This is a genomic window from [Clostridium] innocuum (genome assembly GCA_012317185.1).
Lineage (GTDB): Bacteria > Bacillota_I > Bacilli_A > Erysipelotrichales > Erysipelotrichaceae > Clostridium_AQ > Clostridium_AQ innocuum.
Window position 1 is genome coordinate 2,004,628 of the sequence record CP048838.1, and the last position, 24,307, is coordinate 2,028,934.

At 46.6% G+C, this 24,307-nt stretch carries 20 protein-coding genes; 18 read left to right on the forward strand and 2 right to left on the reverse strand.

Features of this window, described 5'->3' with window-relative positions:
• The first annotated feature begins 118 nt into the window (after positions 1 to 118).
• The 9 genes from G4D54_09585 to G4D54_09625 all read left to right on the forward strand — a co-directional run bounded on the left by G4D54_09585 (position 119) and on the right by G4D54_09625 (position 12,356).
• Positions 119 to 1,777: a ribonuclease J gene (locus G4D54_09585; protein ID QJA02663.1), complete on the forward strand. Its 1,659-nt coding sequence runs from the start codon at positions 119 to 121 to the stop codon at positions 1,775 to 1,777.
• Between the two features lie 29 nt (positions 1,778 to 1,806).
• Positions 1,807 to 4,167: a DNA translocase FtsK gene (locus tag G4D54_09590; protein QJA02664.1), complete on the forward strand. Its 2,361-nt coding sequence runs from the start codon at positions 1,807 to 1,809 to the stop codon at positions 4,165 to 4,167.
• 139 nt (positions 4,168 to 4,306) lie between these two features.
• A complete protein-coding gene (locus tag G4D54_09595; GenBank protein ID QJA02665.1) occupies positions 4,307 to 5,410 on the forward strand; it encodes a BMP family ABC transporter substrate-binding protein in 1,104 nt (367 codons plus the stop codon).
• Positions 5,411 to 5,622: 212 nt separating this feature from the next.
• Positions 5,623 to 7,164, forward strand: coding sequence for an ABC transporter ATP-binding protein (locus tag G4D54_09600; protein ID QJA02666.1), 1,542 nt, complete (start codon positions 5,623 to 5,625; stop codon positions 7,162 to 7,164).
• Entirely contained in the window at positions 7,142 to 8,239 is a 1,098-nt protein-coding gene (locus tag G4D54_09605; GenBank protein QJA02667.1) for an ABC transporter permease, read from the forward strand. Before G4D54_09600 ends, G4D54_09605 begins: the two co-directional genes overlap by 23 nt.
• A gap of 3 nt (positions 8,240 to 8,242) precedes the next feature.
• Positions 8,243 to 9,196 (forward strand): ABC transporter permease, encoded by a 954-nt coding sequence (locus G4D54_09610; protein QJA02668.1) that lies wholly within the window; start codon positions 8,243 to 8,245, stop codon positions 9,194 to 9,196.
• Positions 9,197 to 9,313: 117 nt separating this feature from the next.
• Complete coding sequence (locus tag G4D54_09615; GenBank protein QJA02669.1) at positions 9,314 to 10,570, forward strand: insulinase family protein; 1,257 nt, start codon at positions 9,314 to 9,316, stop codon at positions 10,568 to 10,570.
• The gene (locus tag G4D54_09620; GenBank protein QJA02670.1) at positions 10,551 to 11,834 is read left to right on the forward strand and encodes an insulinase family protein; all 1,284 of its coding nucleotides are present in this window, start codon (positions 10,551 to 10,553) and stop codon (positions 11,832 to 11,834) included. The genes G4D54_09615 and G4D54_09620 overlap by 20 nt, the downstream gene beginning before the upstream one ends.
• Positions 11,835 to 12,035: 201 nt before the next feature.
• Positions 12,036 to 12,356, forward strand: coding sequence for a single-stranded DNA-binding protein (locus tag G4D54_09625; protein QJA02671.1), 321 nt, complete (start codon positions 12,036 to 12,038; stop codon positions 12,354 to 12,356).
• An 89-nt stretch (positions 12,357 to 12,445) separates the two neighbouring features.
• On the opposite strand, the gene rpsD is transcribed toward G4D54_09625, so the two are convergent.
• Positions 12,446 to 13,048, reverse strand: a complete 603-nt coding sequence (rpsD, locus tag G4D54_09630; protein ID QJA02672.1) for a 30S ribosomal protein S4 — start codon at positions 13,046 to 13,048, stop codon at positions 12,446 to 12,448.
• Between the two features lie 534 nt (positions 13,049 to 13,582).
• On the opposite strand from rpsD, the gene G4D54_09635 reads away from it, so the two are divergent.
• From G4D54_09635 to G4D54_09650, 4 genes are read left to right on the forward strand one after another with little or no spacing between them, the layout of a single operon-like run.
• A complete protein-coding gene (locus G4D54_09635) occupies positions 13,583 to 15,337 on the forward strand; it encodes a septation ring formation regulator EzrA (GenBank protein ID QJA02673.1) in 1,755 nt (584 codons plus the stop codon).
• Between the two features lies 1 nt (position 15,338).
• A complete protein-coding gene (locus G4D54_09640) occupies positions 15,339 to 16,469 on the forward strand; it encodes a cysteine desulfurase (GenBank protein ID QJA02674.1) in 1,131 nt (376 codons plus the stop codon).
• Positions 16,450 to 17,658 (forward strand): tRNA 4-thiouridine(8) synthase ThiI, encoded by a 1,209-nt coding sequence (gene thiI, locus G4D54_09645; GenBank protein ID QJA02675.1) that lies wholly within the window; start codon positions 16,450 to 16,452, stop codon positions 17,656 to 17,658. The genes G4D54_09640 and thiI overlap by 20 nt, the downstream gene beginning before the upstream one ends.
• A 47-nt stretch (positions 17,659 to 17,705) precedes the next feature.
• Complete coding sequence (locus tag G4D54_09650; protein QJA02676.1) at positions 17,706 to 17,939, forward strand: hypothetical protein; 234 nt, start codon at positions 17,706 to 17,708, stop codon at positions 17,937 to 17,939.
• Between the two features lie 56 nt (positions 17,940 to 17,995).
• Here G4D54_09650 and G4D54_09655 read toward each other — a convergent pair whose 3' ends face one another.
• Positions 17,996 to 18,538: a nitroreductase gene (locus G4D54_09655; protein ID QJA02677.1), complete on the reverse strand. Its 543-nt coding sequence runs from the start codon at positions 18,536 to 18,538 to the stop codon at positions 17,996 to 17,998.
• A 112-nt stretch (positions 18,539 to 18,650) separates the two neighbouring features.
• Here G4D54_09655 and G4D54_09660 point away from each other — a divergent pair, with 112 nt between their 5' ends.
• The 5 genes from G4D54_09660 (at position 18,651) to G4D54_09680 (ending at position 24,301) form a co-directional block, all read left to right on the forward strand.
• A complete protein-coding gene (locus G4D54_09660; protein QJA02678.1) occupies positions 18,651 to 19,469 on the forward strand; it encodes a methyltransferase domain-containing protein in 819 nt (272 codons plus the stop codon).
• A 37-nt stretch (positions 19,470 to 19,506) separates the two neighbouring features.
• Entirely contained in the window at positions 19,507 to 20,919 is a 1,413-nt protein-coding gene (gene ffh, locus G4D54_09665) for a signal recognition particle protein (GenBank protein QJA02679.1), read from the forward strand.
• Between the two features lie 155 nt (positions 20,920 to 21,074).
• Entirely contained in the window at positions 21,075 to 22,055 is a 981-nt protein-coding gene (locus tag G4D54_09670; protein QJA02680.1) for a lactate dehydrogenase, read from the forward strand.
• Positions 22,056 to 22,515: 460 nt separating this feature from the next.
• The gene (locus G4D54_09675; protein QJA02681.1) at positions 22,516 to 22,998 is read left to right on the forward strand and encodes an RNA polymerase sigma factor; all 483 of its coding nucleotides are present in this window, start codon (positions 22,516 to 22,518) and stop codon (positions 22,996 to 22,998) included.
• A complete protein-coding gene (locus G4D54_09680) occupies positions 22,991 to 24,301 on the forward strand; it encodes a hypothetical protein (GenBank protein QJA02682.1) in 1,311 nt (436 codons plus the stop codon). Before G4D54_09675 ends, G4D54_09680 begins: the two co-directional genes overlap by 8 nt.
• The last annotated feature ends 6 nt before the right edge of the window (positions 24,302 to 24,307 follow it).

Below are 24,307 nucleotides of genomic sequence, written 5' to 3' on the forward strand. Positions count from 1 at the left end.
TTGTTTTTTTTCATGGAACTAATGGTATAATAGGAATAGTTTATCATGGGGTTCAATATTCCTTATTGCATAGAAATACGATCATCATAATAACAATAAAAACGGAGGTATTTAGATTATGGATCAAGTACGCATTTTTGCGCTTGGCGGACTTGACGAAAACGGCAAGAACATGTACGTTGTCGAAGTCAATGAAGCCATATTTATTATTGAAGCCGGATTGAAGTATCCGGAATCGGATCAGCTGGGAGTGGAATTCATTATACCGGATTTCTCCTATCTGATTCAAAACAAGGACAGGGTCAAAGGGATTTTTATCACGCATGCGCATGATGATGTCGTAGCGGCTCTGCCGTATCTGCTGAAGCAGATCAATGTTCCGGTGTATACTGGAAATCTGACGGCAAACATCATTCACGATATGCTGAAAAAGGAAGGCATTAAGAACGTTAAGATTCACCGTATGAAACGTGCAAGCAAACAGACGATAGGCGGAGTGAAGGTGCGCACCTTCCCAATGACGCATGCCTTTCCGGATAATTTCGGACTGGCTATCACAACGGATCAGGGCTATATCGTTTACACCGGTGAGTTCATTATTGATTACGATATGCTGCAGCAGGAGTATTTGTGTGATCTGAATGAGCTGAGCGATATCGGAAAACGCGGTGTGCTCTGTCTGCTTTCGGAATCACAATCCGCAGACCGCATCGGTCATACGGCACCAAAGCATCGTATCACCAATCTGATTGAGCCGATTTTTGAAGCGAGTCACAGCCGTATCCTCATTTCATCGTACTCACAAAGTCTGTTTCGCATTATTGAGATTATCGAGCTGGCGAAGAAATATAACCGAAAAATATTCTTCCACGATAAAGGGATGCGCGAGCTGCTCCATCAGCTGGAGCTGGTGAAATACTACCATGTTCCAAGAGAGATGGAAGTAAAAGAAAAGGACTTTAAAGACGATATGGAGGATGTTGTAGTTCTGATTACGGGAAATGGAAAGAATCTGTTCCGTACAATGTCCAACATCGCCAATCATGAGGATAAGTTTGTGAGCTTCCGCAAGACGGATACAATCATTGTCGCATCACCGATTGTCAGTGGTACCGAGCTGGATGCGAACAGCATGGAAAATGAAATTTACAAGGAAGGCGGCAGAATTTTTACGCTGGATTCCAAGACGGTGCTGTCCATGCATCCAAGCAGTGAGGATTTGAAGATGATGCTGTATCTGTTCCAGCCGAAATATTATAGTCCGGTCAAGGGTGAATACCGTCACCTGTTTGTGAATGCCAATCTGGCAAGCAAGATGGGCTACTCCCCGGACCGTATCCTGATTCTGGAAAACGGACAGGTTGCCCAGTTTGAGGAGAAAATTTTAAAGAGTGTCGCAGAGCATCTGGAGCTGGAGGATACCCTGATTGACGGTAAAGAAAACTGGGATGTCACCGGTGTGGTGTTGAAGGATCGTGAGGTGCTGTCCACGGACGGTGTCATGATTATCGGTGTCGGTGTCAGTCATAAGACAAAGGAAGTTATCAACGGACCGGATGTGCAGACGCGTGGTCTGATCTACCTGAAGGATGCGGATTACATCATCAAGGAGGTCGGCAATATCATGGAGAAATGCATTGAAACGGCAGTCAAGGAAAAACGCTATGACAATCTGACCGTGCGCGGAGAGGCCCGTGAGAAAATAAGCAAGTATCTTTCAAAGGAAACCGGTAAACGGCCGATGGTGCTGCCGGTGATTCTGGAAATCAATATATAGGACGATAAAAGAAGGGATAGGAGGCGCTTATGGCGAAATCGAAAACAAGAAAATCGCAGAAACAGAAGCAGATGGTAGAAAATGAAGTCCTTGTCTACATTTATTCTCTTGTCCTGATTACCTTGTCGATTATCGGAGGTTTGCAGATTGGCTTTATCGGAGAACTGACGACGAGCATTATCAAATATGTGTTTGGAAATCTGTATGGGGTAATCTATGGTGTGATCATCGTGCTCTGTGTCATGATGATGCTGAAGAAATCCGTACGGGATGTCCCGATGAAATATCTGATCGGCATCGGCGTGCTGCTGTGTGCCTGGATCATAGCAGCCAGCATTCCGCAGAATGAAACGCTGAAGGGGATGGATATCCTGTCGCGTTATCTGCAGGATTCCATGCTGATCTTTCGAGGGGAAATTGCAGCCAAGGGAGGCCTGATCGGTGCCTTCCTGGTTTCTTTATGTACGTTTCTTTTTGATTATAAGGGAACGTGGATCATTGTCATAGCCCTTCTGATACTGGCACTGATCCTGCTGCTGAGCGGCTCCGGCTTTGCAAGGCTGAAGGCGGGCGCAGTCTCTCTGGTAGCACCGTTTGTCTCCATGCGTAAGAACCATGCGGCAAAGGGGGATGCCCGAAGGGAACGCAAGCAGCAGGTGAAAAAGGAGAAGAAAGAGCAGGAGGCGGAGCCGAAGGAAGCGAAAAGCATGTTCGGCAAGATCAATATTGATGAGCGTGTGCGCCCTGGACAGGTGTCGTTTCTGGATGTGGATGATGATTTTGATATTCAAAGTGACGGAAGAAGCACTGCATTTCTGGCGGATAAGGAGCATGCGCTGGAAGAGGAATCGGATGTGCTGGATAAGCGGGCGTTTAAGGAAGCGGAAAACAAGCGAATCATTGAGGATACCATCGGCGGTGAGGATACCTTTGTGTCCAGCTTCCAGGAGGACTGGAGCAAGTACAAGCTGCCACGTTTAACCCTGTTAAAGGACGCCGGTAAAAAAAGCCGTTCAACAGCGAATGTGAGTGCGGCAAATGACGCCGGACGGCAGCTGATTGAAATTCTGGATCAGTTTGGTGTCAAGGCTACCCTTGTGGCTACCCATATCGGACCTGCGGTCACAAAATTCGAAGTTAAGCCGGATCTCGGTGTCCGGGTCAATAAAATCAGCAACCTTCAATACGATATCAAAATGGCACTTGCTGCCAAGGATATTCGCATCGAGGCACCAATTCCCGGAAAATCGGCAGTCGGTATCGAAATTCCGAATGTAGAAAAAACAAGCGTCAGCATGAAGGAGCTGATGAAAAATATTCCGGATAAGCTTGCACAGAGTAAGATGCTGTTTGCCCTTGGTAAGGATCTGATGGGAAACTGTGTCTATGGCGAATTGAACCGTATGCCGCATTTACTGATTGCCGGTGCGACAGGAAGTGGAAAGTCGGTCTGTGTCAATTCCATCATCACCTCGATTTTGATGCGCGCCAGACCGGATGAGGTCAAGCTGCTGCTGGTCGACCCGAAGAAGGTGGAGTTTACACCATATAAGGAGATACCGCATCTGCTGGGACCGGTGATAACGGATGGGGATGAGGCAAACCGCGCATTGAAGGTCATTGTCACAATGATGGACAACCGCTATGAGCTGTTCTCTATGGCCGGTGTACGGAATATCGCCGGCTATAATGCCCACATAGAAGCACATCCGGAAGAGGGGCTGAGTCCGCTTCCGTGGGTTGTAGTCATTATCGACGAGCTGGCGGATCTGATGCTGGTAGCTGCCAAAGAGGTAGAAGCAAGCATTCAGCGTATCACCCAGCTGGCTCGTGCTGCGGGCATTCATCTCATCGTTGCGACACAGCGCCCGAGTGTGGATGTTATCACCGGGATCATCAAGGCGAATATTCCATCCCGTATCGCATTTGCGGTCAGCAGTGCTGTGGATTCCCGTACCATACTGGATCAGATGGGGGCGGAAAAGCTTTTGGGATACGGAGATATGCTGTATGTCCCGGTTGGTGAAACTGTGGCAACCCGTGTGCAGGGTGTGTTTGTCAGCGATGATGAGGTCGCGGATATCTGTGAATTTGTATCCCGTCAGGGAAAACCGAAATTCGACGACGCCTTTGTACGGCTGGAGCTGCTGGATGGCGGTGTAGGGCCGACGAGCAGTGAGACCGGTGACCCATTATATGATGAGGTAAAGGAATTTATTATCTCGACACGCAAGGCAAGTACATCCTTGATTCAGCGTAAATTCAGTATCGGCTATGCACGGGCTGCACGTTTGATCGATACGCTGGAGGATAATGGCATCATCGGGCCTGCAAGAGGCAGTAAGCCGCGTGAGGTGTATGCGAAGAGCGAGCAGGCAGAAGAAGAATGAGGACGGTTACATAATGTAACCGTTTTTATTTTTGCTGAAATCCAGCAAAAATGCGATTATTCCATTTACAAACGTAAGGAAAAACGCTAAAATAAATATGTAATGAAGAAGCTTCATACAATAAGGAGGAAATGCAAAAATGAAAAAGTTTTTATGCGTTGCCGCATCGTTGCTGATGGCAGCATCTCTGACTGCCTGCGGAAGCAAGGATGAAGGGAAGAAGGATGATGGGAAAGCATCTGAATCCAAGGCCGATGTTGTCATGATTACCGATGTGGGTACCATTGATGACAAATCATTCAACCAGGGTACATGGGAAGGTGTCAAAGCCTATGGTGAAGAAACCGGTAAAAAAGTTGAGTACATTAAACCGACAGAGAAATCAGACAATGCCTACAAGGAAGCTATCGATCAGGCTGTTAACAAATACAAAGCGAAGGTTATCGTAACGCCAGGCTACCTGTTTGAACCATCAATCTATGAAAAGCAGGATACATATCCGGATGTTAAATTCATTCTGATTGACGGTTATCCAAATGACGGCGCTCAGGAAAACGCAAAATTCAAAACTGCAAAGAATACCGTAGGTATCAAATATTCTGAAAACGAAGCCGGCTATATGGCTGGTTATGCCATCGTTAAGGAAGGCAAGACAAAACTTGGCTTCATGGGTGGAATCGCTGTTCCTGCAGTTGTAAACTTCGGTTACGGCTTCGTACAGGGAGCACAGGACGCTGCCAAGGAAATGAATGTCGAAATCGAAATGAAATACAAATATACCGGAACCTTCAATCCAAGTGCTGAAATTCAGTCTGAGGCAGCATCCTGGTATAAGAACGGAACACAGGTGATCTTCTCCTGCGGTGGTGGTATCGGAAACTCCGTTATGGCTGCTGCTGAAGCAAACAAGGGTCTTGTAATCGGTGTCGATGTTGACCAGTCCAACGAAAGCAGCACAGTTATCACTTCTGCATACAAGCAGCTGGCTGTTTCTGTAACCAAGGAACTGAAAGCAATCGATGATGAAACCTTCCCGGGTGGAGAAAATATCGTTCTTGGTGCAAAAGACGACTCTGTAGGTCTGCCAATGAAGACCAGCAAGTTTGAAAAATTCACACAGAAGGAATATGATGCACTGTATGCTAAAATCAAAGAAGGCAAAATCACCATCAAGACAAATGAAGACTTCAAGGATCCTACACAGATCAAGGCTTCTAAGGTAAAACTGGATTATATCAAATAACATAATCATACGCAGGACAAGGCTGTCTACAATCGTAGGCAGCTTTTCTGATTTTTTTCATCTTCCTGTTTGCGAACAGGTAGAAAAAAAGGTATAATAAAATAGGACAAAAGCTTGAAAAGGGTATAGTGAAATAATCGTACGCATAGATGCGGTATCAGTACAGATACTATTTTCACAATGCTCAACAGGCATATGATTGGAGTGAAACCATGGAATACATCATTGAAATGTGTAATATCACAAAAGAATTCCCGGGCATTATTGCCAATGATGATATTACACTGCAGCTGAAAAAAGGAGAAATCCATGCTTTGCTGGGAGAAAACGGTGCCGGCAAATCCACCCTCATGAGCGTTCTGTTCGGTATGTATCAGCCGGAAAAGGGATGTATCAAAATGAATGGGGAAGTTGTCAGTATCAATAATCCCAATGACGCCAACCGCCTTGGTATCGGAATGGTGCATCAGCATTTTAAGCTGGTTCATAATTTCACTGTGCTGGAAAACATCATTCTGGGTGCGGAGGATGTGAAAAACGGATTGCTGACGATGGTCGAGGCGAGGAAAAAGGTCGTCGATTTGAGTGAAAAGTATCATTTGAATGTTGATGTGGATGCCATTACCAGTGAGATTACCGTCGGTATGCAGCAGCGTGTGGAAATTTTGAAAATGCTGTATCGTGACAACGAAATTTTGATTTTTGATGAGCCTACGGCGGTTTTGACGCCGCAGGAAATCGATGAACTGATGGGCATCATGAAGGATTTGACAAAGGAAGGAAAATCGATTCTGTTTATCACGCATAAGCTGAATGAAATCAAGGCAGTTGCGGATCGCTGCAGTGTCCTGCGCAAGGGGAAATACATCGGAACCATTGATGTGAAGGATACGAGCAAGGAAGAACTGTCGGAGATGATGGTTGGCCGCAAGGTTAATTTCAACGTGGAGAAGCAGCCGGCGCAGCCAAAGAGTGTCATGCTGGATGTCCGCAATCTGAGTGTTGCCAAGAAGGGACATCAGGACGTTGTAAAAAACGTGAGCTTTCAGGTACATGAGGGAGAAATCGTCTGTGTTGCCGGAATTGACGGTAACGGACAATCGGAGCTGGTCTATGCCTTGAGCGGTCTGATGGATGTCAAGGAAGGCAGCATCCGTCTTGGGGAAAAGGATATCACGAAGACAAGTATCCGTAAGCGCAATCTGGAGGGTCTTGGACATATTCCGGAGGATCGTCACCGCTATGGTCTGGTTCTGGATTATCCACTTTCCTTCAACATGGTACTGAAGTCGTATTTTACAAAGAAATTCAGTAATCACGGCTTTTTGAAATTTGCGGATATTACAAGGTATTCGGATCAGCTGATTGAGAAATACGATGTCCGCAGTGGACAGGGCAGCAAAACAACGGCCAGAAGCATGAGCGGCGGGAATCAGCAGAAGGCAATTATCGCCAGAGAAATCGAAAATGATCCAAAGCTTTTGCTGGCAGTTCAGCCGACCCGCGGTCTGGATGTCGGTGCCATTGAATACATACATTCCCAGCTGGTCAAGGAACGGGATGAGGGACGTGCAATCCTTCTGATATCTCTGGAGCTGGATGAGGTCATGAATCTTGCGGATCGCATTCTCGTCATGTATGAGGGTGAAATCGTCGCAGAGCTGGATCCGCAAAAGACTACGATTCAGGAGCTTGGTTTATACATGGCAGGATCAAAGAGGGGGGCAAAATATGAAAAAGCTGTTACAGAGTGATGCATTCAAAAACTTCGGCTCTTCCGCTATCGCGATCCTGATCGGATTACTCATCGGAGCTGTTGTTATCTTTATTTCCAATTCCAGTGAGGCGCTGGACGGTCTTCGCACCCTGCTTGCCGGTCCGGTTGAGGATGGTACGCTGGGAATCGGAAGGGTGCTGTATTATGCGGTGCCGATCATCATGACCGGTTTATCTGTCGGGTTTGCATTCAAGACAGGATTGTTTAATATCGGAACCCCGGGGCAGTTCATCATAGGTGCCTTTGCGGCTGTCTACGTCGGCGTGAAGTGGACCTTCCTGCCGGGCAGTATCCATTGGCTGGTGGCAATTCTCGCTGCCTTTATAGCAGGCGGCCTGTGGGCGGTCATTCCGGGTGTCATGAAGGCCTATCTGAATGTGAATGAGGTTATTTCCTCTATCATGATGAATTACATCGGTATGTATCTGGTGAATTATTCCGTCAGTCTGGTGCTGTTTGATGCACTGCGCAATCAGTCCCTGCCGGTCGCTTCCACGGCGGTCATACCGAAAATGGGTTTCGATAAGATTTTTACCGGTTCCCCGGCAAACGGAGGCTTTGTTATTGCCATACTATTTGTCATTCTGATATATATTGTATTGAATAAGACAAGCTTCGGCTATGAAATGAAGGCCTGCGGCTTCAATAAGGACGCAAGTAAATACGCCGGAATCAATGAAAAGCGCAATATCATTCTTTCCATGGTCATTGCCGGTGCGCTTGCCGGAGTCGGCGGCGGGCTGCTGTATCTGAGTGGCTCGGGCAAATTCATTGAGGTTGTGGATGTTCTTCCTGCCGAGGGCTTCAACGGTATCCCGGTAGCATTGCTTGGTCTTTCCAACCCAATCGGTGTTCTGTTTGCGGGACTGTTTATCGCTTATCTGAATGTCGGCGGAAATGCCATGCAGCAGTTTGGTTTTATTCCGCAGATCGTTGATATCATTATTTCCTGCATTATCTACTGCTCTGCACTGTCCTTGATGATTAAGGTGTGGCTGTCGAAGCGCAGGAAAACAAAAGAGCTGGGCACAGCGAAAAAGGAAGGTGAGTAAGCTATGGATACAATATTCTTTCTGGTACAGCAGACATGGTTTTTCGCCATTCCGCTGCTGGTCGTAGCACTGGGCGGTCTGTTTTCTGAACGAAGCGGTGTCATCAATATCGCACTGGAAGGTATCATGCTTATCGGAGCCCTGTGCGGTATCGGGTTCATCCATATCTTCAATCATGCCATGCCACCGCAGCTGTTGCTTCTGTGCGCTGTGCTTGTGGCCGGTGCAGCAGGCATCGTCTTCTCGTTATTTCACGCCTTTGCGGCAATTCATATGAAGGCGGATCAGGTCATCAGCGGTACTGCGCTGAATACCTTTGCGCCTGCATTCTGTATCTTCATCGCCCGGACCTTCCAGCAGACACAGCAGGTTCAGTTTGAGAATGTATTCCGTATTGAATCCGTTCCTGTGCTGGGATCGATTCCGATCATTGGAGACCTGCTGTTTAAGAACACCTACATAACGACCTATATCGGTCTATTGTTTCTGTTGCTGGCATGGGTGATTATTTACAAGACCCGTTTCGGTCTGCGCCTGCGTGCCTGCGGAGAGCTCCCTCAGGCTGCGGATTCTGCAGGTATCAGCGTTTACAAAATGCGCTATGCAGGCACTCTGATTTCCGGCTTTCTGGCCGGTATCGGTGGACTGATTTTTGTTGTTCCTACAAGCAATGTGTTTAATGCGGATGTTGCAGGGTATGGATTCCTGGCGCTGGCCGTGTTGATCTTCGGTCAGTGGAAGCCATTTCGCATCTTCTTTGCGGCGCTGTTCTTCGGCTTTATGAAGACCGTAGCGGCAACCTCCAGCGGTATTCCGTTTCTGGCAGGACTCAACATTCCTCCCTACATCTATAAGATGGTGCCGTATATCGCAACGCTGATCGTTCTTGCCTTCGTTTCGAAGAATTCGGCGGCACCGGCTGCCGAGGGCGAACCGTTTGATAAAGGAAAACGCTAAAACTGATCGAGTTGATCAGTTTTTTTTCATTGACAGATGTGTTACAATTAGAACCATGATGCATATAGGCATGGTAATTGAATGAAATATGCGCATACTACTACTGGAGGTATGATTATGCAGATAACAAACGGAGTACAGCTCCATTTTATGAAAACCGAAAAATTTAAGGATATCGGTATCAGCATTCGTTTCCGCAGTGAGCTAAAGCCCAAGCTGGCGGCATCCCGCTCGCTGCTTGCGTTGATGCTGTGTGATCGATGTAAAACGTATGATACAAAGAAAAAGATGAGTGATTACCTTGATTTGCTGTATGGGGCAACGCTTAATGCACAAACAGCCGGCTATGGCAGTGCGCAGATTGTGGAGCTTCGCAGTAAAATCATCAATCCCCGCTATGTGCAGGGAAAGCAGCAGCTATTGGAATCACTTTTTTCCTTTCTGCGGGAGGTTTTATTTCAGCCGCTGCTGCAGGAGCATGTTTTGGAGGAATCCCGCAGTATCTTAAAGGCAAAAATTGAGCGTATGGAGGATGATCCCGCACAATATGCCATCACACAGGGACTGAAGCTTGCCGGAGAAGGGGATTATCTGGGAATATCCGCACTTGGCGATGTAAAGACACTGATGCAGCTTACGCTGGAGGATGTGAAGGCTGCATATCAGCGCATGCTGGAGGAGGATGTGGTCGATATTTTGATCTGCGGTGCATTTGATGATGCACAGATGGAGCAGCTCGTCAAAGAATACCTTCCCTTTGTAGCCCGTAAGCAGGAAATAAAAACCTTTTATAAGGTACAGAATCAGCTGCACGATGAAAGAAAAACAGAGTACCGGAATATTACACAGAGCAGCATTATGATGGTCTGGTTTACGAATACAGCGATCAATGATCCGGATTATTATGCACTGCGCGTTGCAAATGCGATGTTTGGACAATATTCGACCTCATTGCTGTTTCAGGAGGTGCGTGAGAAAAACAGTCTTTGCTATTCCATTTACTCCAATCTGATTTCCTATGATGCAGCACTGGGTGTCACCACCGGTGTGGAGAAGGAGCATATCGACAAGACGATTTCATTGATTCGCAAGCAGTTTCAACGTATTTGTGAGGGGGATTTTACAGCAGATCTGCTGGAGGTTTCAAAGCAGATGATTGTCAATTCATTAAAGGCAAGCAAGGATTCTATGAATTCTCTGATTGCGCTGCAGTATCAGAATGTGCTACTGGATCGGCAGTGGAACACCGAGGATATCATTGAGCGGATTCAGGCTATCAGGCACGAGGATATTCTTCGTGCAATGCAGGCGTGTGAGCTGAAGATGACATTTGTTCTGACAAAGGAGGATGCGGATGAAAACAATCACGAATAAGCGCTATGGAGAAAGCTACGTAGAGGAAACTCTGGAGAATGGGCTGCATGTTGTTCTCTGGCAGAAGCCGGATTATGAAAAATCGCTTTTCATGATGGCGACACCGCTTGGTGCCATGGATATGAAGCAGGTGGATGAACAGGGGAAGGAATTGCATTTTCCTGCAGGAATTGCTCATTTTCTGGAGCATAAGATGTTTGAAATGGGGGACAGTGATGTCATGGAGCTGTTTTCCCGCATGGGGGCCAGTGTGAATGCCTTTACCTCCTATACAGAAACAGCATATTACTTTTCAACGACATCCGATGTAAAGGAACCGCTGAATCTGCTTCTGGATTTTGTGCAGGAGCTGGATATCAGTGAGGAATCCGTGGAAAAGGAAAAGGGGATCATCATACAGGAGTTGCATATGTATAAGGAAATGAGTGATTCCCGACTGCTTATGGAAACCTTTTCCTCCCTGTATCAGCAGCACCCGCTTCGCTATGATATCGGTGGTGATGATGAAAGTGTAAACAGCATCACACTGCAGCAGCTGCAGGATTGCTATGCACTGAATTATCATCCGGCATCAATGATTCTGGTCGGTGTCAGCAAGGAGGATCCCAAAAAGCTGCTTGCGCTGATCAAGGAAAATCAGAAGAAAAAGACATTTGCACCGATTTCCAGTGTTAAGCGTCTGGCTTATACGGAGCCGAAACAGCCCGCGAGGGAAAGCTTTTCCTTCACTATGGATGTCAGCCTGCCGAAGCTTTCGTATGCCTGCAAGCTGCAGGGTATTGAGGATGTCTATGCCCGTACCAAGGCGGAGTGGTGTATCAAAATCATGCTGGATGCTGTGTTCAGTTCATTGAATCCGGATTTTCAGCAATGGCTGGATGAGGGAATCATCAATGACTATGTCGGCAGCGAGGTTGATCTGGGAAAGGACTACGGCATGGTGATGTTCTATGCGGAAACGACGAAGAAGGAGGCGTTTCTTGCGGTTGTCAAAGCGGTGCTCGCCCGTATCAGCAGTGCCGATATTACACAGGAGCTGCTGGATCAGCTGAAAAACCGCTATTTCGGACAGTCTGTGCGCAGTCTGAACAGCTTTGATGATATTGCAATCACCTATGTTCGCAGCTATTTTGATCAGGCGGATTTCTTCCGGCTGCTGGATGTGCTTTATGAAATTACACTGGAGGACATTCAACGGGTCTGTGCAGCTCTGAAGGAAGCGCCAGGCACACTGGTGGAGCTGCTGCCGGAAAACTGCTCGTAAAAATTACCTTATTTGTCAGAGAAAGCAATGAATACGCTCACGAAAGAGCCTTCATTGCTTTTTTTATGGAATTTCTTTCCATACCGGACAAATAATGCGGTTTGCGCAAATACAGGGAAACAGCGATAATATAGGGGAGCTTGGGAGGGATGTTCATGCGGTGAGGTATAGCATTTAGAAAAAAGAAAGGATGGTACACATATGAACGTGATAGCTTTTGTAGGTGAACTGACGGAACTGTCAGAAATCCGTACATCGGCAGCCGGGAATCGTTTTGCGACTATGATGATTCGTGTTCAGCGCCCCTTTGCGAACAGCGAGGGTGTTTATGAATATGACAATCTGAATATCATGCTCTGGAAGGGCATTGCGGAAACGGCGATGGCGGCAGCGCAGGTGGGAGATCATGTGTCTGTAAAGGGACGCATGCAGTCACATACCTTTGAAGGGCAGGACGGCAAGCTGCATCGCAGCTATGATCTGATTGCGGAGCACGTTTCCTTTATCAAAAAGGAACGCTGAAAAAAGCGAAGAGGGAACAGCTCCCTCTTCACTGCATTGGCTGTCATGGTAATATTATAAAAAAATCCGGATATCCGGATTTTTTAACATTATCTGTTGTAGAATTCTACTACCAGCAGTTCGTTGAACTCGGAATTCAGCTCACTGCGCTCTGGCAGACGAAGGTAGGTACCCTTCTTTGCATCTTTATCAACATCGATGAATGCTACGGTATTCAGTGTTGCTTCCAGTGCCTCGTTGATTGCCTTCATATCTCTGGATTTCTCCTTGATTTCCACAACCATACCTGGTTTTGCGATAAAGCTAGGGATATCAACTTTCTTACCGTTAACCAGAATGTGTCCGTGGTTAACCAGCTGACGAGCAGCACGGCGAGTGCGGGCAAAGCCCATACGGTAAACCAGGTTATCCAGACGGGATTCCAGCAGACCCAGGAAGTTGTCACCAGTTACACCCTTCATCTTGCTTGCTTTGATGAAAGTGTTGTAGAACTGACGCTCGTTCAATCCATACATGTAACGGATTTTCTGCTTTTCACGCAGCTGCTGTCCGTAGTTTGTTAATTTTACACGTTTCGTAGGTCCGTGCTGACCTGGTGCATATGCACGTTTCTGAAGCTCTTCTCCGGTTTCCAGAATAGAGAAACCAAGACGGCGGGATGTTTTCCAAACCGGTCCATTGATTCTTGACATGAAAATCCTCCTTATTGTTTTATGGCTATAAAACAATAACAGGTACAAATCATTTTTACATGGTGTTCATACTCACGATATCTTCGCTCAGCAGTAAGTTACGCAATACCCCGCAGAAATCTGCGTCATGAACGCTATATGTAAAGCATTTGCATTCTGCTATCCATTTTACGCCACTTTACTATAACAGAACGAGGAATGGATGTCAAACAGAATTTATTTTTATGACTCAATTTTTGATGTAGTCCTATCGTTGCATATTGTGGAATGCTCGTCATCCCTGCATATACAAACCTGTTAAAGATAATACCTTGAAGCTTTGATTTCTAAAAGCTCGACGGACAGAGAAACATGCGTTGTTTGTCTATAAATGCTATCCTTTCCATGAGGAGTGATAAATGTGTGATGCGGCATTGTGTGAAAGAAAAATAAGACACGCATCATTTCTTCTAGAATAAGCATAATTTCTGATTTCTTAATCGTATAAATTATGATACAATATACCTAGTGAATTCGAATGGAAGAGGTGTCTGTATGGAGAATTTTATCAACAATGTCAAAAATGTTGTTTCCCTTGATGTTTTGATCTATATAGTGATTGCGCTGGTCGCCATCGTCATACTTACGATCATCATGATGGTCCTGCGTCAAAAGCAGGCAAGAAAGCAATTGGATGAACTGGAGCTGAGCTACAACTCGCTGAAGGGAATTCCACTTGCTTTTAAATTGAACAAGGCTGTGGCACTGTCACGGGTCAATGAGGAAATGAGTCAGCGTGTGGAAAGCTGCCGTACGGATTTTGACAATATTCAGGAGCAGCTGAAGGAATGCAGCGTTACACTGGCCGAGGCGGATGATCTGATCTATGTTCATAAAGCCAAGGCCGCAAAGCGGCGCATGGAGAAGCTACGGGAACAGATGGCAGAGCTGGAGGGTGTCGCAAAGGATGTCAATCAGGCACTGGACAGCATTTTGGAGCAGGAAAACGAGCAGCGTGTACATATCAATAAGCTGAAGGATGATTTTCGTATCATCAAGCGCAATATCAATGAGAACCGTGCCTCCTTCTCCCAGAGCTATGAATATCTGGAAATGGAGATTGCAGGTATTGAAAAGATGTTTTCAGCCTTTGAGGAATGGATGTTTGCGTCCGAATTCAACAAGGCCGCTGATCAGCAGAAGGAAATACGGGAATCTGTCGCTCATTTAAAGGAGCTGGTGGATGTCCTGCCATCCATGTATGAGCGTGCCAGAGGTGTTCTTCCGCGAGCAATCGATGAAGTCGGTTATCAGTATGCACAGGCGAAAAACAAGGGTGTGTATACCGAGCATCTGGAGGTTCGCAAGAATCTGGATATCATCAGCGACATGCTGAAAAATGATTTGAATAAGCTTCGCAACGGAAATCCGAAGGATGTTCATGAGGATCTCAACGATTGTGAAAAACGCATTTCCCAGCTTGCCGAACAGCTGAGCAGGGAAGAGGGTGCCTTCGATGAGGTCAGCGACAATGTCGACATCCTCTTTGATACGATTCGCAGCATCAATATGGATGTGGAAGCTATCGAGGAGCTGTATAACCGCGTATATGAACGGTTTGGCTTTGAAAACTGGACCCAGCGGCTGCAGGAGGTGCATGAGCGCCTTTCTGTATTAAACGACATGCAGCGCAAGCTGGAGGCTGTCATCGCACAAAACAAGGTGCCATACTCCACAATACTGATTGCATATAAGGAGCTGGAGCAGAGTGCGGCTGCCTTCACCAATGAGGTTGGTGAAATGAAGCAGAAGCTCGACAATGCCTGCAGTGATGAGGAGCGGGCAAAGAAACAGCTGATCAAGCTGCAGCTGATTGTGAATGAAATTCGTGTGAAAATGTCCAAGCACCGGCTGCCGAGTGTTTCACAAAAATATGAGGATGACCTGCATAAAGGGGAAATCATGATCAAGGACATTCAGGTGATTCTGGATAATTCTCCGCTGGATGTCAAACGCCTGAACGCCGAGCTGCGCAGTGCGATTGATTATATTTATACATTATATAACAGTGTGAATAATCTGGTGGGAATGGCAATTATGGTGGAAAATACGATTGTGTTTGGAAACCGGTATCGCTCCTCCTTTCCGGATATCGACAGTGAGCTGACAAGAGCAGAGCTGTGCTTTCGAAACGGGCAGTATACCAAGGCATTGAAAATCGGCATCCAGTGCATTGAGAAAATGCATCCGGGAGCTTATGAAAAGCTGATCAACAAGAAGGATCCAAGTATCCTGAATGCGGGGGAGTAGCATGATTTATCTGGATTATGCCTCCACCACGCCGATTTGCCCGGAAATTTTAAAAACCTATACCAGGCTTTTGGAGAAGCATTACGGCAACAGTGATTCTCTGCATGAGCTGGGAAGGGAAACCGGTAAATTGATGGAACAAAGCCGTGCACAGATTGCACAGCTTTTGCACGTTTATAAGGATGAGATTCTGTTTACCTCCTGTGCCAGCGAATCCAACAATGCGGCAATCAAGGGGGCAGCCTGGAAATATGCCAATCGCGGCAAGCATCTGATCACCACCTGTGTGGAGCATTCCAGCATTCATAATGCCATGAAACAGCTGCAGGAGGTTTTTGGATATGAGGTGACCTATCTTCCCGTGAATGCGAAGGGTTGCGTGGAAGTAGAAGATTTGAAGCAAGCATTACGAAAGGATACTGTTCTGGTATCCATGATGATGGTGAATAATGAAACCGGGGCAGTGAATGCGATTCGTGAATGTGCCCAGTACGTGCACGCCAATTCCAGGGCACTCTTTCACATGGATGGTGTACAGGCGCTGGGAAAGCTGGAGGTCGATCTTTCCTGTGTTGATCTGGCAACCTTTTCCGCCCATAAAATCTACGGACTGAAGGGCAGCGCTATCCTATATAAGAAAAGAAATGTAGAGCTGGTCCCGCTTATCAGCGGCGGTCAGCAGGAAAACGGACTGCGAGCCGGCACCAGCAATGCACCGACAAATATTGTGTTTGCGAAAACGCTGCGCCTTGCCATGGAACAGCGTGAGGATGCCTATGCCCATGTGCAAAAGCTGAACAGCTACCTTCGTAAAGCGCTGTCCACAATGGAGGATATCGTGATCAATTCCCCAGAGGAAGGCAGCCCGTTTATCCTCAATATATCCAATCTGCGCATTGGCAGTGAAATCATGCTCAATGCACTGAATGCCAAAGGCTTTGCTGTTTCTGCCCAAAGCACGTGTTCATCACACAGTAAAGCGGTTTCCGCAGTTCTGCTTGCTATGGGGTTGGGGGAGCAGCGTGCAACCCATGCAATACGCATATCCCTGTCGCATCTGACTACCAGAGAGGAAGTCGATGCCTTTTTACAGGCTTTAAAGGAGATCAATCATGACTATCGAACAAAATAACATTGTATATAACCATATTCTTGTCCGCTTCGGAGAGCTGTCCACGAAGGGAAAGAATAAAAAGGATTTCATCAAGCGCTTATTAACAAATGTGAAAAATGCGCTTCGGGATTATGACAGACTGAGCTATGAGCGTACCCATGACAGACTGTACATCATGCTGAACGGAGAAGATCCGCACGCTGTCAGCGAGCATCTGCAGAAGGTATTCGGTATTTCCTCCTTTTCCTTCGCAATCCGCGTGGATTCCGATATCGAGGCGATGAAGCAAACGGCACTGCAGGTGGCGAAGGAAAGCGATGCACGGACCTTTAAAATCGAAGCACGCAGAAGTCACAAGCTGTTTCCGATGATTTCCGATGAAATCAACCGTGCTGTTGCCGGAGAGATTCTGCGGAACACTGAACTGAAGGTGAATGTGCGAGAGCCGCAGTTACGCATCCAGATCGAGGTGCATCAGGAGGATACCTATATTATGACTGGCAGAATTGCCGGGGCAGGCGGTTATCCGGTCGGTGTCGGCGGGAAGGCGCTGGTCATGCTGTCCGGTGGAATTGATTCCCCGGTCGCATCCTATCTGACCATGAAGCGCGGCGTTGCGATCGAATGCGTTCATTATGCATCACCACCATACACCAGTCAGGCAGCACAGGACAAGGTACTTGAGCTTGCCCGTCAGCTTGCCCCGTATCAGGGACATATTCGTGTCCATGTGGTGCCTTTTACAGACTTACAGCTTGCCATCTATAAAAACTGTGATGAAAGCTATGCCATTACGATAATGCGCCGTATGATGTATCGCATTGCACAGCGGCTTTGCGAGCAGCAGCACTGTCTTGCCATTGTCAATGGGGAAAGCATCGGACAGGTAGCGAGTCAGACACTGGAAAGTATGCAAACCATTAACTGTGTAACGACAACACCGGTTATTCGTCCGGTTGCCTGCATGGACAAGGTGGAAATCATCAATGTTTCCCGTGCCATTGACACCTATGATATCTCCATACAGCCCTTTGAGGACTGCTGTACGATATTTACGCCGAAAAACCCGGTAACCAAACCGACGATTCAGCGCTCAGAACGGCTGGAGGCGCGCTTTGATTATGAGTCTTTGCTGCAGGAATGCATCGAGAAGACAGAGCATGTGGATGTATACCCGAAAGCGAAGCTTGATGAGGATATTTTTTAGTATAAATTGACAACACTCACCCATACTAACAATGTGAGGTGAGAATAATGGAAAGAAGAAAACAGTACAACGAAAAACAAGTTGAGCAGGACTTATATCAGTACGAAATGGGTATTGAATTAGGTGCTGACGTTGAAGCTGAAAAGAGAAATCATCAGAAAGAATACGACAAAGAGCATTCTTCTCAGGATTTCAAAAACAACTTCAATAACAACAACCAGAGCAACTCCCAGAGAAACAACCAGAACCAGCGCAACAACAACCAGAATCAAAATCGTTAAGGCTGGCACAAAAAAAACCGCTCCTCTTCCGATTGGAAAACAGGAGTGGTTTTTTTTTATGTTTCGTAATACGTTACGATATCGTCCAGCTTCTTACGCTTTGGCTTCTCAGGGTCCATGGCCTTGTAGCCGACACTGATGACGCTGACAATAATTTCCGTCTCTGGGATGTTGAGAAGTCTTTGTATGGCTTTTGCATCACGGATGCCCATCACAAGGGTATCAAGCCCAAGATCCCTTGCCTTTAATAAAAGATTTTCATTATGCAGGCCCAGATCATAGGCACCCCACAGATTTCCGAGCTCATTGCTCGGGGTACCGTCCTTATCAAAGCCGGCCACATCCTTTACAAAGCTTGTGACAATGAGTACCGGAGCATCCTTTGTGTTTTCTGCATTAAAGGGGGCCAGACCTTCCTGCTTCATAGCCTGCAGTATGGTCGAAGATGTGATGACGTGATAGCGTGCTGTCTGGGAATTCTTCCAGCTCGGTGCCTCCATGGCACAGCGAAGCATTGCTTCGATATCCTCTTTTGCCACCGGTCTTGCGGCATATTTACGGATGCTTTTTCTTGTGACTGCAACTTCATTAAATTCCATTAAAATCACCTCTTTGTATTTATTTTACTACAATTTCCCTTAAATTTCCGTAATTAAGCAAACTTTTCCTATTTTGCCTGTGGTATACTTAGATAGGAAATGAGGTAGGTATATGCTGTTATGTCCGAAATGCGGAAATAAACTGGTCAGGGAGGAACGCGTATGGCGCTGTCAGAATAACCATTCCTATGACATTGCAAAGCGCGGATATGTCAATCTGGCGCTGCATCATAAAGCGCTCAGCGGGGATGATCGGGAAATGGTAAAGGCACGCACACGATTTTTATCCCATGGATATTATGCACCGCTGCAGGCTGCACTGGTTGAGCTGGTACGGGGCTATCATCCGTCAGTCGTCATAGATGCAGGCTGTGGGGAGGGGTATTATACGAACAGAGTGAAACAGGAAACGGAAACACTGCTTGGCTTTGACTTATCCAAGTATGCAGTCGATGAAGCGTGCAAGGCCAGAAGCGGTGCGGTATATGCGGTGGCGAGTGTTTTCCATATGCCCCTGTGTGATGCCTGTGCCGATATGGTGCTTTCTGTGTTTGCGCCGTTTCAGGCAGAGGAATTTCTGCGTGTCTTACAGCCGGGTGGTATCTTCATCAAGGTTGGTCCCGGTCCGCAGCATCTGATGGGGCTCAAGGAAATCCTGTATGATGTGCCCTATGAAAATCCGTCGGAAACGCTGCAGCAGGAGGGCTTCATTCTGGAAAAAACGCAGACGGTGGAAGCTACTATCTGTATTCGGGATGCAGCTGATATTCAGGCACTGTTTCATATGACGCCCTATTACTGGAAAACACCAAAGGATGCGGCTATGCTCTTGCAGGAGCTGGATGAGCTGAAAACGAAAATTCAGTTTCAAATCGAAATCTATCGCAAAGATGAAAACATGCTTAACAAACAAGAGCAGGCTATGCTATAATGTGATACAGGTATTAGGAGAAAGGCGGTAAACAGGTATGGCATTTGAATCACTAAGTGAACGTCTGGGAAAGGCGTTTAAAAATATAACCGGAAAGGGAAAGCTGAGCGAAAAAAATATGAACGACATGCTGCGCGAGGTGCGTATGTCGTTGCTGGAGGCCGATGTTAATTACGGCGTCGTTAAGGATTTCATTGCCCGCGTAAAGGAACAGGCACTGGGAACGGAGGTCATGACCTCTCTGAATCCGGGGCAGATGGTTGTAAAAATCGTTCATGACGAAATCGTAGCGCTGCTGGGAAGCGAGGATGCTCCGGTAAATTATAAAAGCAGTGGAATAACAACTGTCATGATGGTGGGTCTGCAGGGTACCGGTAAAACAACGGCATCCGCAAAGATCGCCAACGTAATGAAGAAAAAGCAGAGCCGCAAGCCGTTGCTGGTAGCCTGTGATGTTATTCGTCCTGCAGCGATTGAACAGCTGAAAACACTGGGGGAAAGCATTGGTGTTGAGGTCTTTTCACTTGGTGTGGAGACCAAGGCGCTGGAAACAGCGAAGCAGTCAATGGATTATGCCAAGGAAAACGGCTATGATACCGTGCTCTTTGATACTGCCGGGCGTCTGCATATTGATGAAGAGCTGATGCAGGAGCTGTCCGATATCAAGGCTTTTGTACATCCGGATGATATTTTGCTGACTGTCGATGCAATGACCGGACAGGATATTGTGAATGTTGCAGGCAGCTTCCATGAACAGCTGGAGGTTACCGGTCTCGTATTGACGAAGCTGGATGGTGATTCCAGAGGCGGTGGTATTCTGTCTGTGCGCTCCATCACACAGGTTCCGGTAAAGTTTGTCGGTCTGGGTGAAAAAATTGACGACTTGGATGTGTTCCATCCGGATCGTATGGCCGATCGTATTCTGGGCATGGGAGATATCATGTCTCTGGTCGAGCAGGCACAGGATAAAATGGATATCGAAGCGAGCACGAAATCTGCGAATCGCATGATGAGCGGACAGTTTACTCTGACAGACATGCTTGTGCAGTTCCAGCAGCTTGAAAAAATGGGGTCTCTGGGCGGTATGATGAAGCTGATTCCGGGGATGAACCAGCTGGCAGGGCAGATCGACGAAGCCAAAGCCGGCAACAAAATGAAGAAAAGCACCGCAATCATTCAGAGTATGACGATGGAGGAGCGGGAGAATCCCAATATCCTTCGTGCATCCAGAAAGAATCGTATTGCCAAAGGTAGTGGTACAACGGTAGCGGATGTAAACCGGCTGTTGAATGAATATGAGAAAATGAAGCAGGTCATGAAGCAGATGGGTGCTATGACCAAGTCCGGTAAAATGCCGAACATGGGCGGTATGGGAGCCATGGGGGCGATGAAAAACATGCGCAGCATGAATAAGATGATGCGTCAGGGCGGAAAACGAGGAAAACGATAACAAGGCATACACTGCCTTGTTTTTATTAAAAGGAAGGTGTAGTTAACTGTTGGTCAAAAAGGTTGCTTACGATTCTGATTTCAAAAGGAGATTACAATCAGTGATACCAATCAAGATTTGATGAATGCAATACGTATTTTGTGAGGAGGGTGTTTATGAAGGTATTTGTATATGGCTATCGAAAAGAGGAAGCTGCTTATTTCAGTGCCTGTGCAAAAGCGATGCAGCTGGAAATCGGTACCTGTGCACAGCGACCGACACTGGAAAATGCACAGCTTTGTCAGGGCTATGAATGCATCAGTGTGCTATCAACACCGATCGATGCTGCATTGCTGCAGAAATTGCAGGAGGTAGGTGTCCGCTTTCTGTCAACACGTACTGTCGGCTATGATCACATTGACCTTGCTTATGCCAGAAAAATCGGTATTCATATTGGAAATGCAACCTATGCGAGTGAGAGTGTGGCGGACTATACGATTATGCTGATTCTGATGGCATTGCGTAAAATGAAGCTGATTTTGCAGAGTGCGGTCAGTCAGGATTATTCCTTTGATGCGGTATTGGGCAGCAATCTGAAGGGAAAAACACTCGGAGTGATTGGGACGGGAGCCATCGGACAGACGCTCATTCGTCATATAGCCGGCTTTGATTGCCGAATACTTGCCTATAATCCACATCCGCGAAAGGAAATGGAGCAATATGTGACCTATGTGGATTTGAATACCCTGTATCAAAACAGCGACATTATCACGCTGCATGTACCGTTAAACGATGCCACCTACCATTTGCTCAATGAAGCGGCTTTTGCCCGGATGAAGCCTGGTGTAATCATCGTGAATACAGCACGCGGTCCTCTGATCGATAATACGGCGTTGATTGCTGCGATAGAATCAGGAAAGGTCGGTGCAGCTGCGCTGGATGTCGTCGAGGGAGAAACCGGTATCTATTACAATCGAAGGAAAGGGAAGATACTGAAGCAGCATGATATGGCTGTATTAAACTCCTTTCCCAATGTACTGCTAACACCGCATCTCGCTTTCTTAACCGATGATTCCTATCGGGATATGGTGACACATTCGATGAAGAGCTGCTATCTGTTTATGCACGGTGAGGAAAATCCATGGCTTATTCAGTAGAGGGATGGATAATCAGACTGCAAAACCTGATGAGAGGCTTTCACACTTTTTTCAGTATAGGAGTCGATTGATATATATGATGAAAAGGGTCAAGTTTATGTTGATCCTTTTTGTTCACACATGATCAGGATGATTTCCGGCTCGGAGCCTTGGTCTGGTTTTTTGATCACGGTTACAACAAGAAAGTGAACATAATGCATGATTCTCCTCCTTGCAGCTAAAACTGATCCTTGGAGTGGAGTGCATGCTTTCCCTTTGCAGCAGCCTGCAAACAAGGCTGTTTTACTATTTGCGAATTGCTGAAGCAGCTGTATAGGTCTTTACATGAGCATGACTGCATACAAGCGGTAGGCTGATTATGTCCTACAGGTGCTAATTGTTTTTCACTGCAACTTTTCTGCTCATATAATCGTGTTTATAATAGAGGGGATAAAATTCCTTGTTAGGAGGGAAGTGCGGCATGAGAACTTATGCGGATATGACATTTGAAGAAGTTATGGAAGCCTTTGCGGATACTGTGACCCGTCTTGCATATTTGCGGATGGGAAATGAGCAGGATGCAAAGGATATCTTTCAAAATGTCTTTTTGAAGCTATATACACAGACAATGGAATTTCACGATCCTCAGCATGTGAAGGCTTGGCTGATTCAAACAACGATTCATGCGTGTGCAGATGAGCATCGAAAATTCTGGCGAAAGCATCATATACGGCTCGATGAAGCCTTTGCTCAGGTGGAGGATGTACAGGAGCGCAATGAGCTGTATGAGCTGATGGAGCTGGTACCCAACCATCGCAATGCTTTGTATTTATATTATTATGAGGGCTATTCCATACGGGAAATCAGTAGACTCATGAACGCACGCGAGAATACTGTGAAGTCCTGGATGCGGCGCGGGAAACAGGAGCTGCGCAGTCTTTTGGGAGGTGAAGAGGATGCGTGAGAAAAAATTCAGGGGCTTTGATGATATACACTGCCCGCAAAGCTGGAAAGAACAGGTGATGGATCAGGCGGAGTCCTCCGAAAGAAAAAAAAGCGTCTATATATGGCGAATTGCTGTTTTATTTCTGCTGGCATTGCTTTCCTTAGGTACTGCATATGCGTGCAGTGATACGGTACGCGATTGGCTTTTATCACTGTTTAGCAATGGACAGGAGAAGGTGCAGGTAAAGGAAGACCCTGTTTCTGTACAAGCCCTCAATGGAATCACCTATCTGGATGCCGACTGCCGCTATTATGTAAAACTGCCGGAAGAAAAAATTGCGGGGGAAGATACGTTGACCGTATATGAAAAAGGACGAATCGTAGAAGACGCTGTTCCAAAGAAAAGCTTAGAGCTGCAGCTGCCAGTGGAAAACAGCACCGTGACCGTACAATTACAATATGTCCATCTGAAAAACGAGTACCTCCCTCTGTATCTAAAAGGGGAGGAGGGCACTGGAATACCGGATTCGTCATTCCGTGTACTGGCGGACGGAATGCTGGTGATCGAATATATGCAGGATACCTTTCAAAATGCCTATCTGGTAAATCCGGAAACAGCAGATGTGCAATCCATTGGAGATTTATCTCATGCATACCATGCAGAAGCGGAATCTGGAATGCATATCTATGCCAACACCGTACAAAGCAGTGCCTCCGGGCGGTTTCTGCTATATCGCACGTATGCATTGGCACAGGGATGGGCGAAGGAGAAAACAGAAGCACAATGGGTGCTACTGGACAGGGTGGAAAATACCCGTCGTAGGCTGGATACAAAACGGCTGCCTGGCTATCTGCTGGGAAATGAGCTGCGTATGGCTGGCGATACGCACATCATTACAACAAAAAGCTATGCAGTGGATGCTACGACCGAAGCGAATTACCCGATTGTGTATAATTACCGTAAGAATACCTGGACAGAGTACAGTGACTACCAGTGCGCTGTTCCCTTTGTCAGTGATTATTTGTATCGTGCAAGAGACTCTTCCATGGAGCTGCTGAATTTCTGTACACAGGAAAAGCATTCGATTCCATTACCGGAGAACATGCGGGCAGAAGACTGTATTTTGTATCCGTATGATGGGTTTTATATCAGTGAGAGTACGCTGAGCAGTGCATTGGATATCTATATTGTATCGCAGCAGCGATGGATTCATTTGGATGCAAAGATATTGAATGGTGAGACAGCTGTCCTCTTTGCGTATCCGCTGGATGATCACACGCTTTTGCTCAATCAGACATATTTGATCGAATTTCACAAATAATCTGGA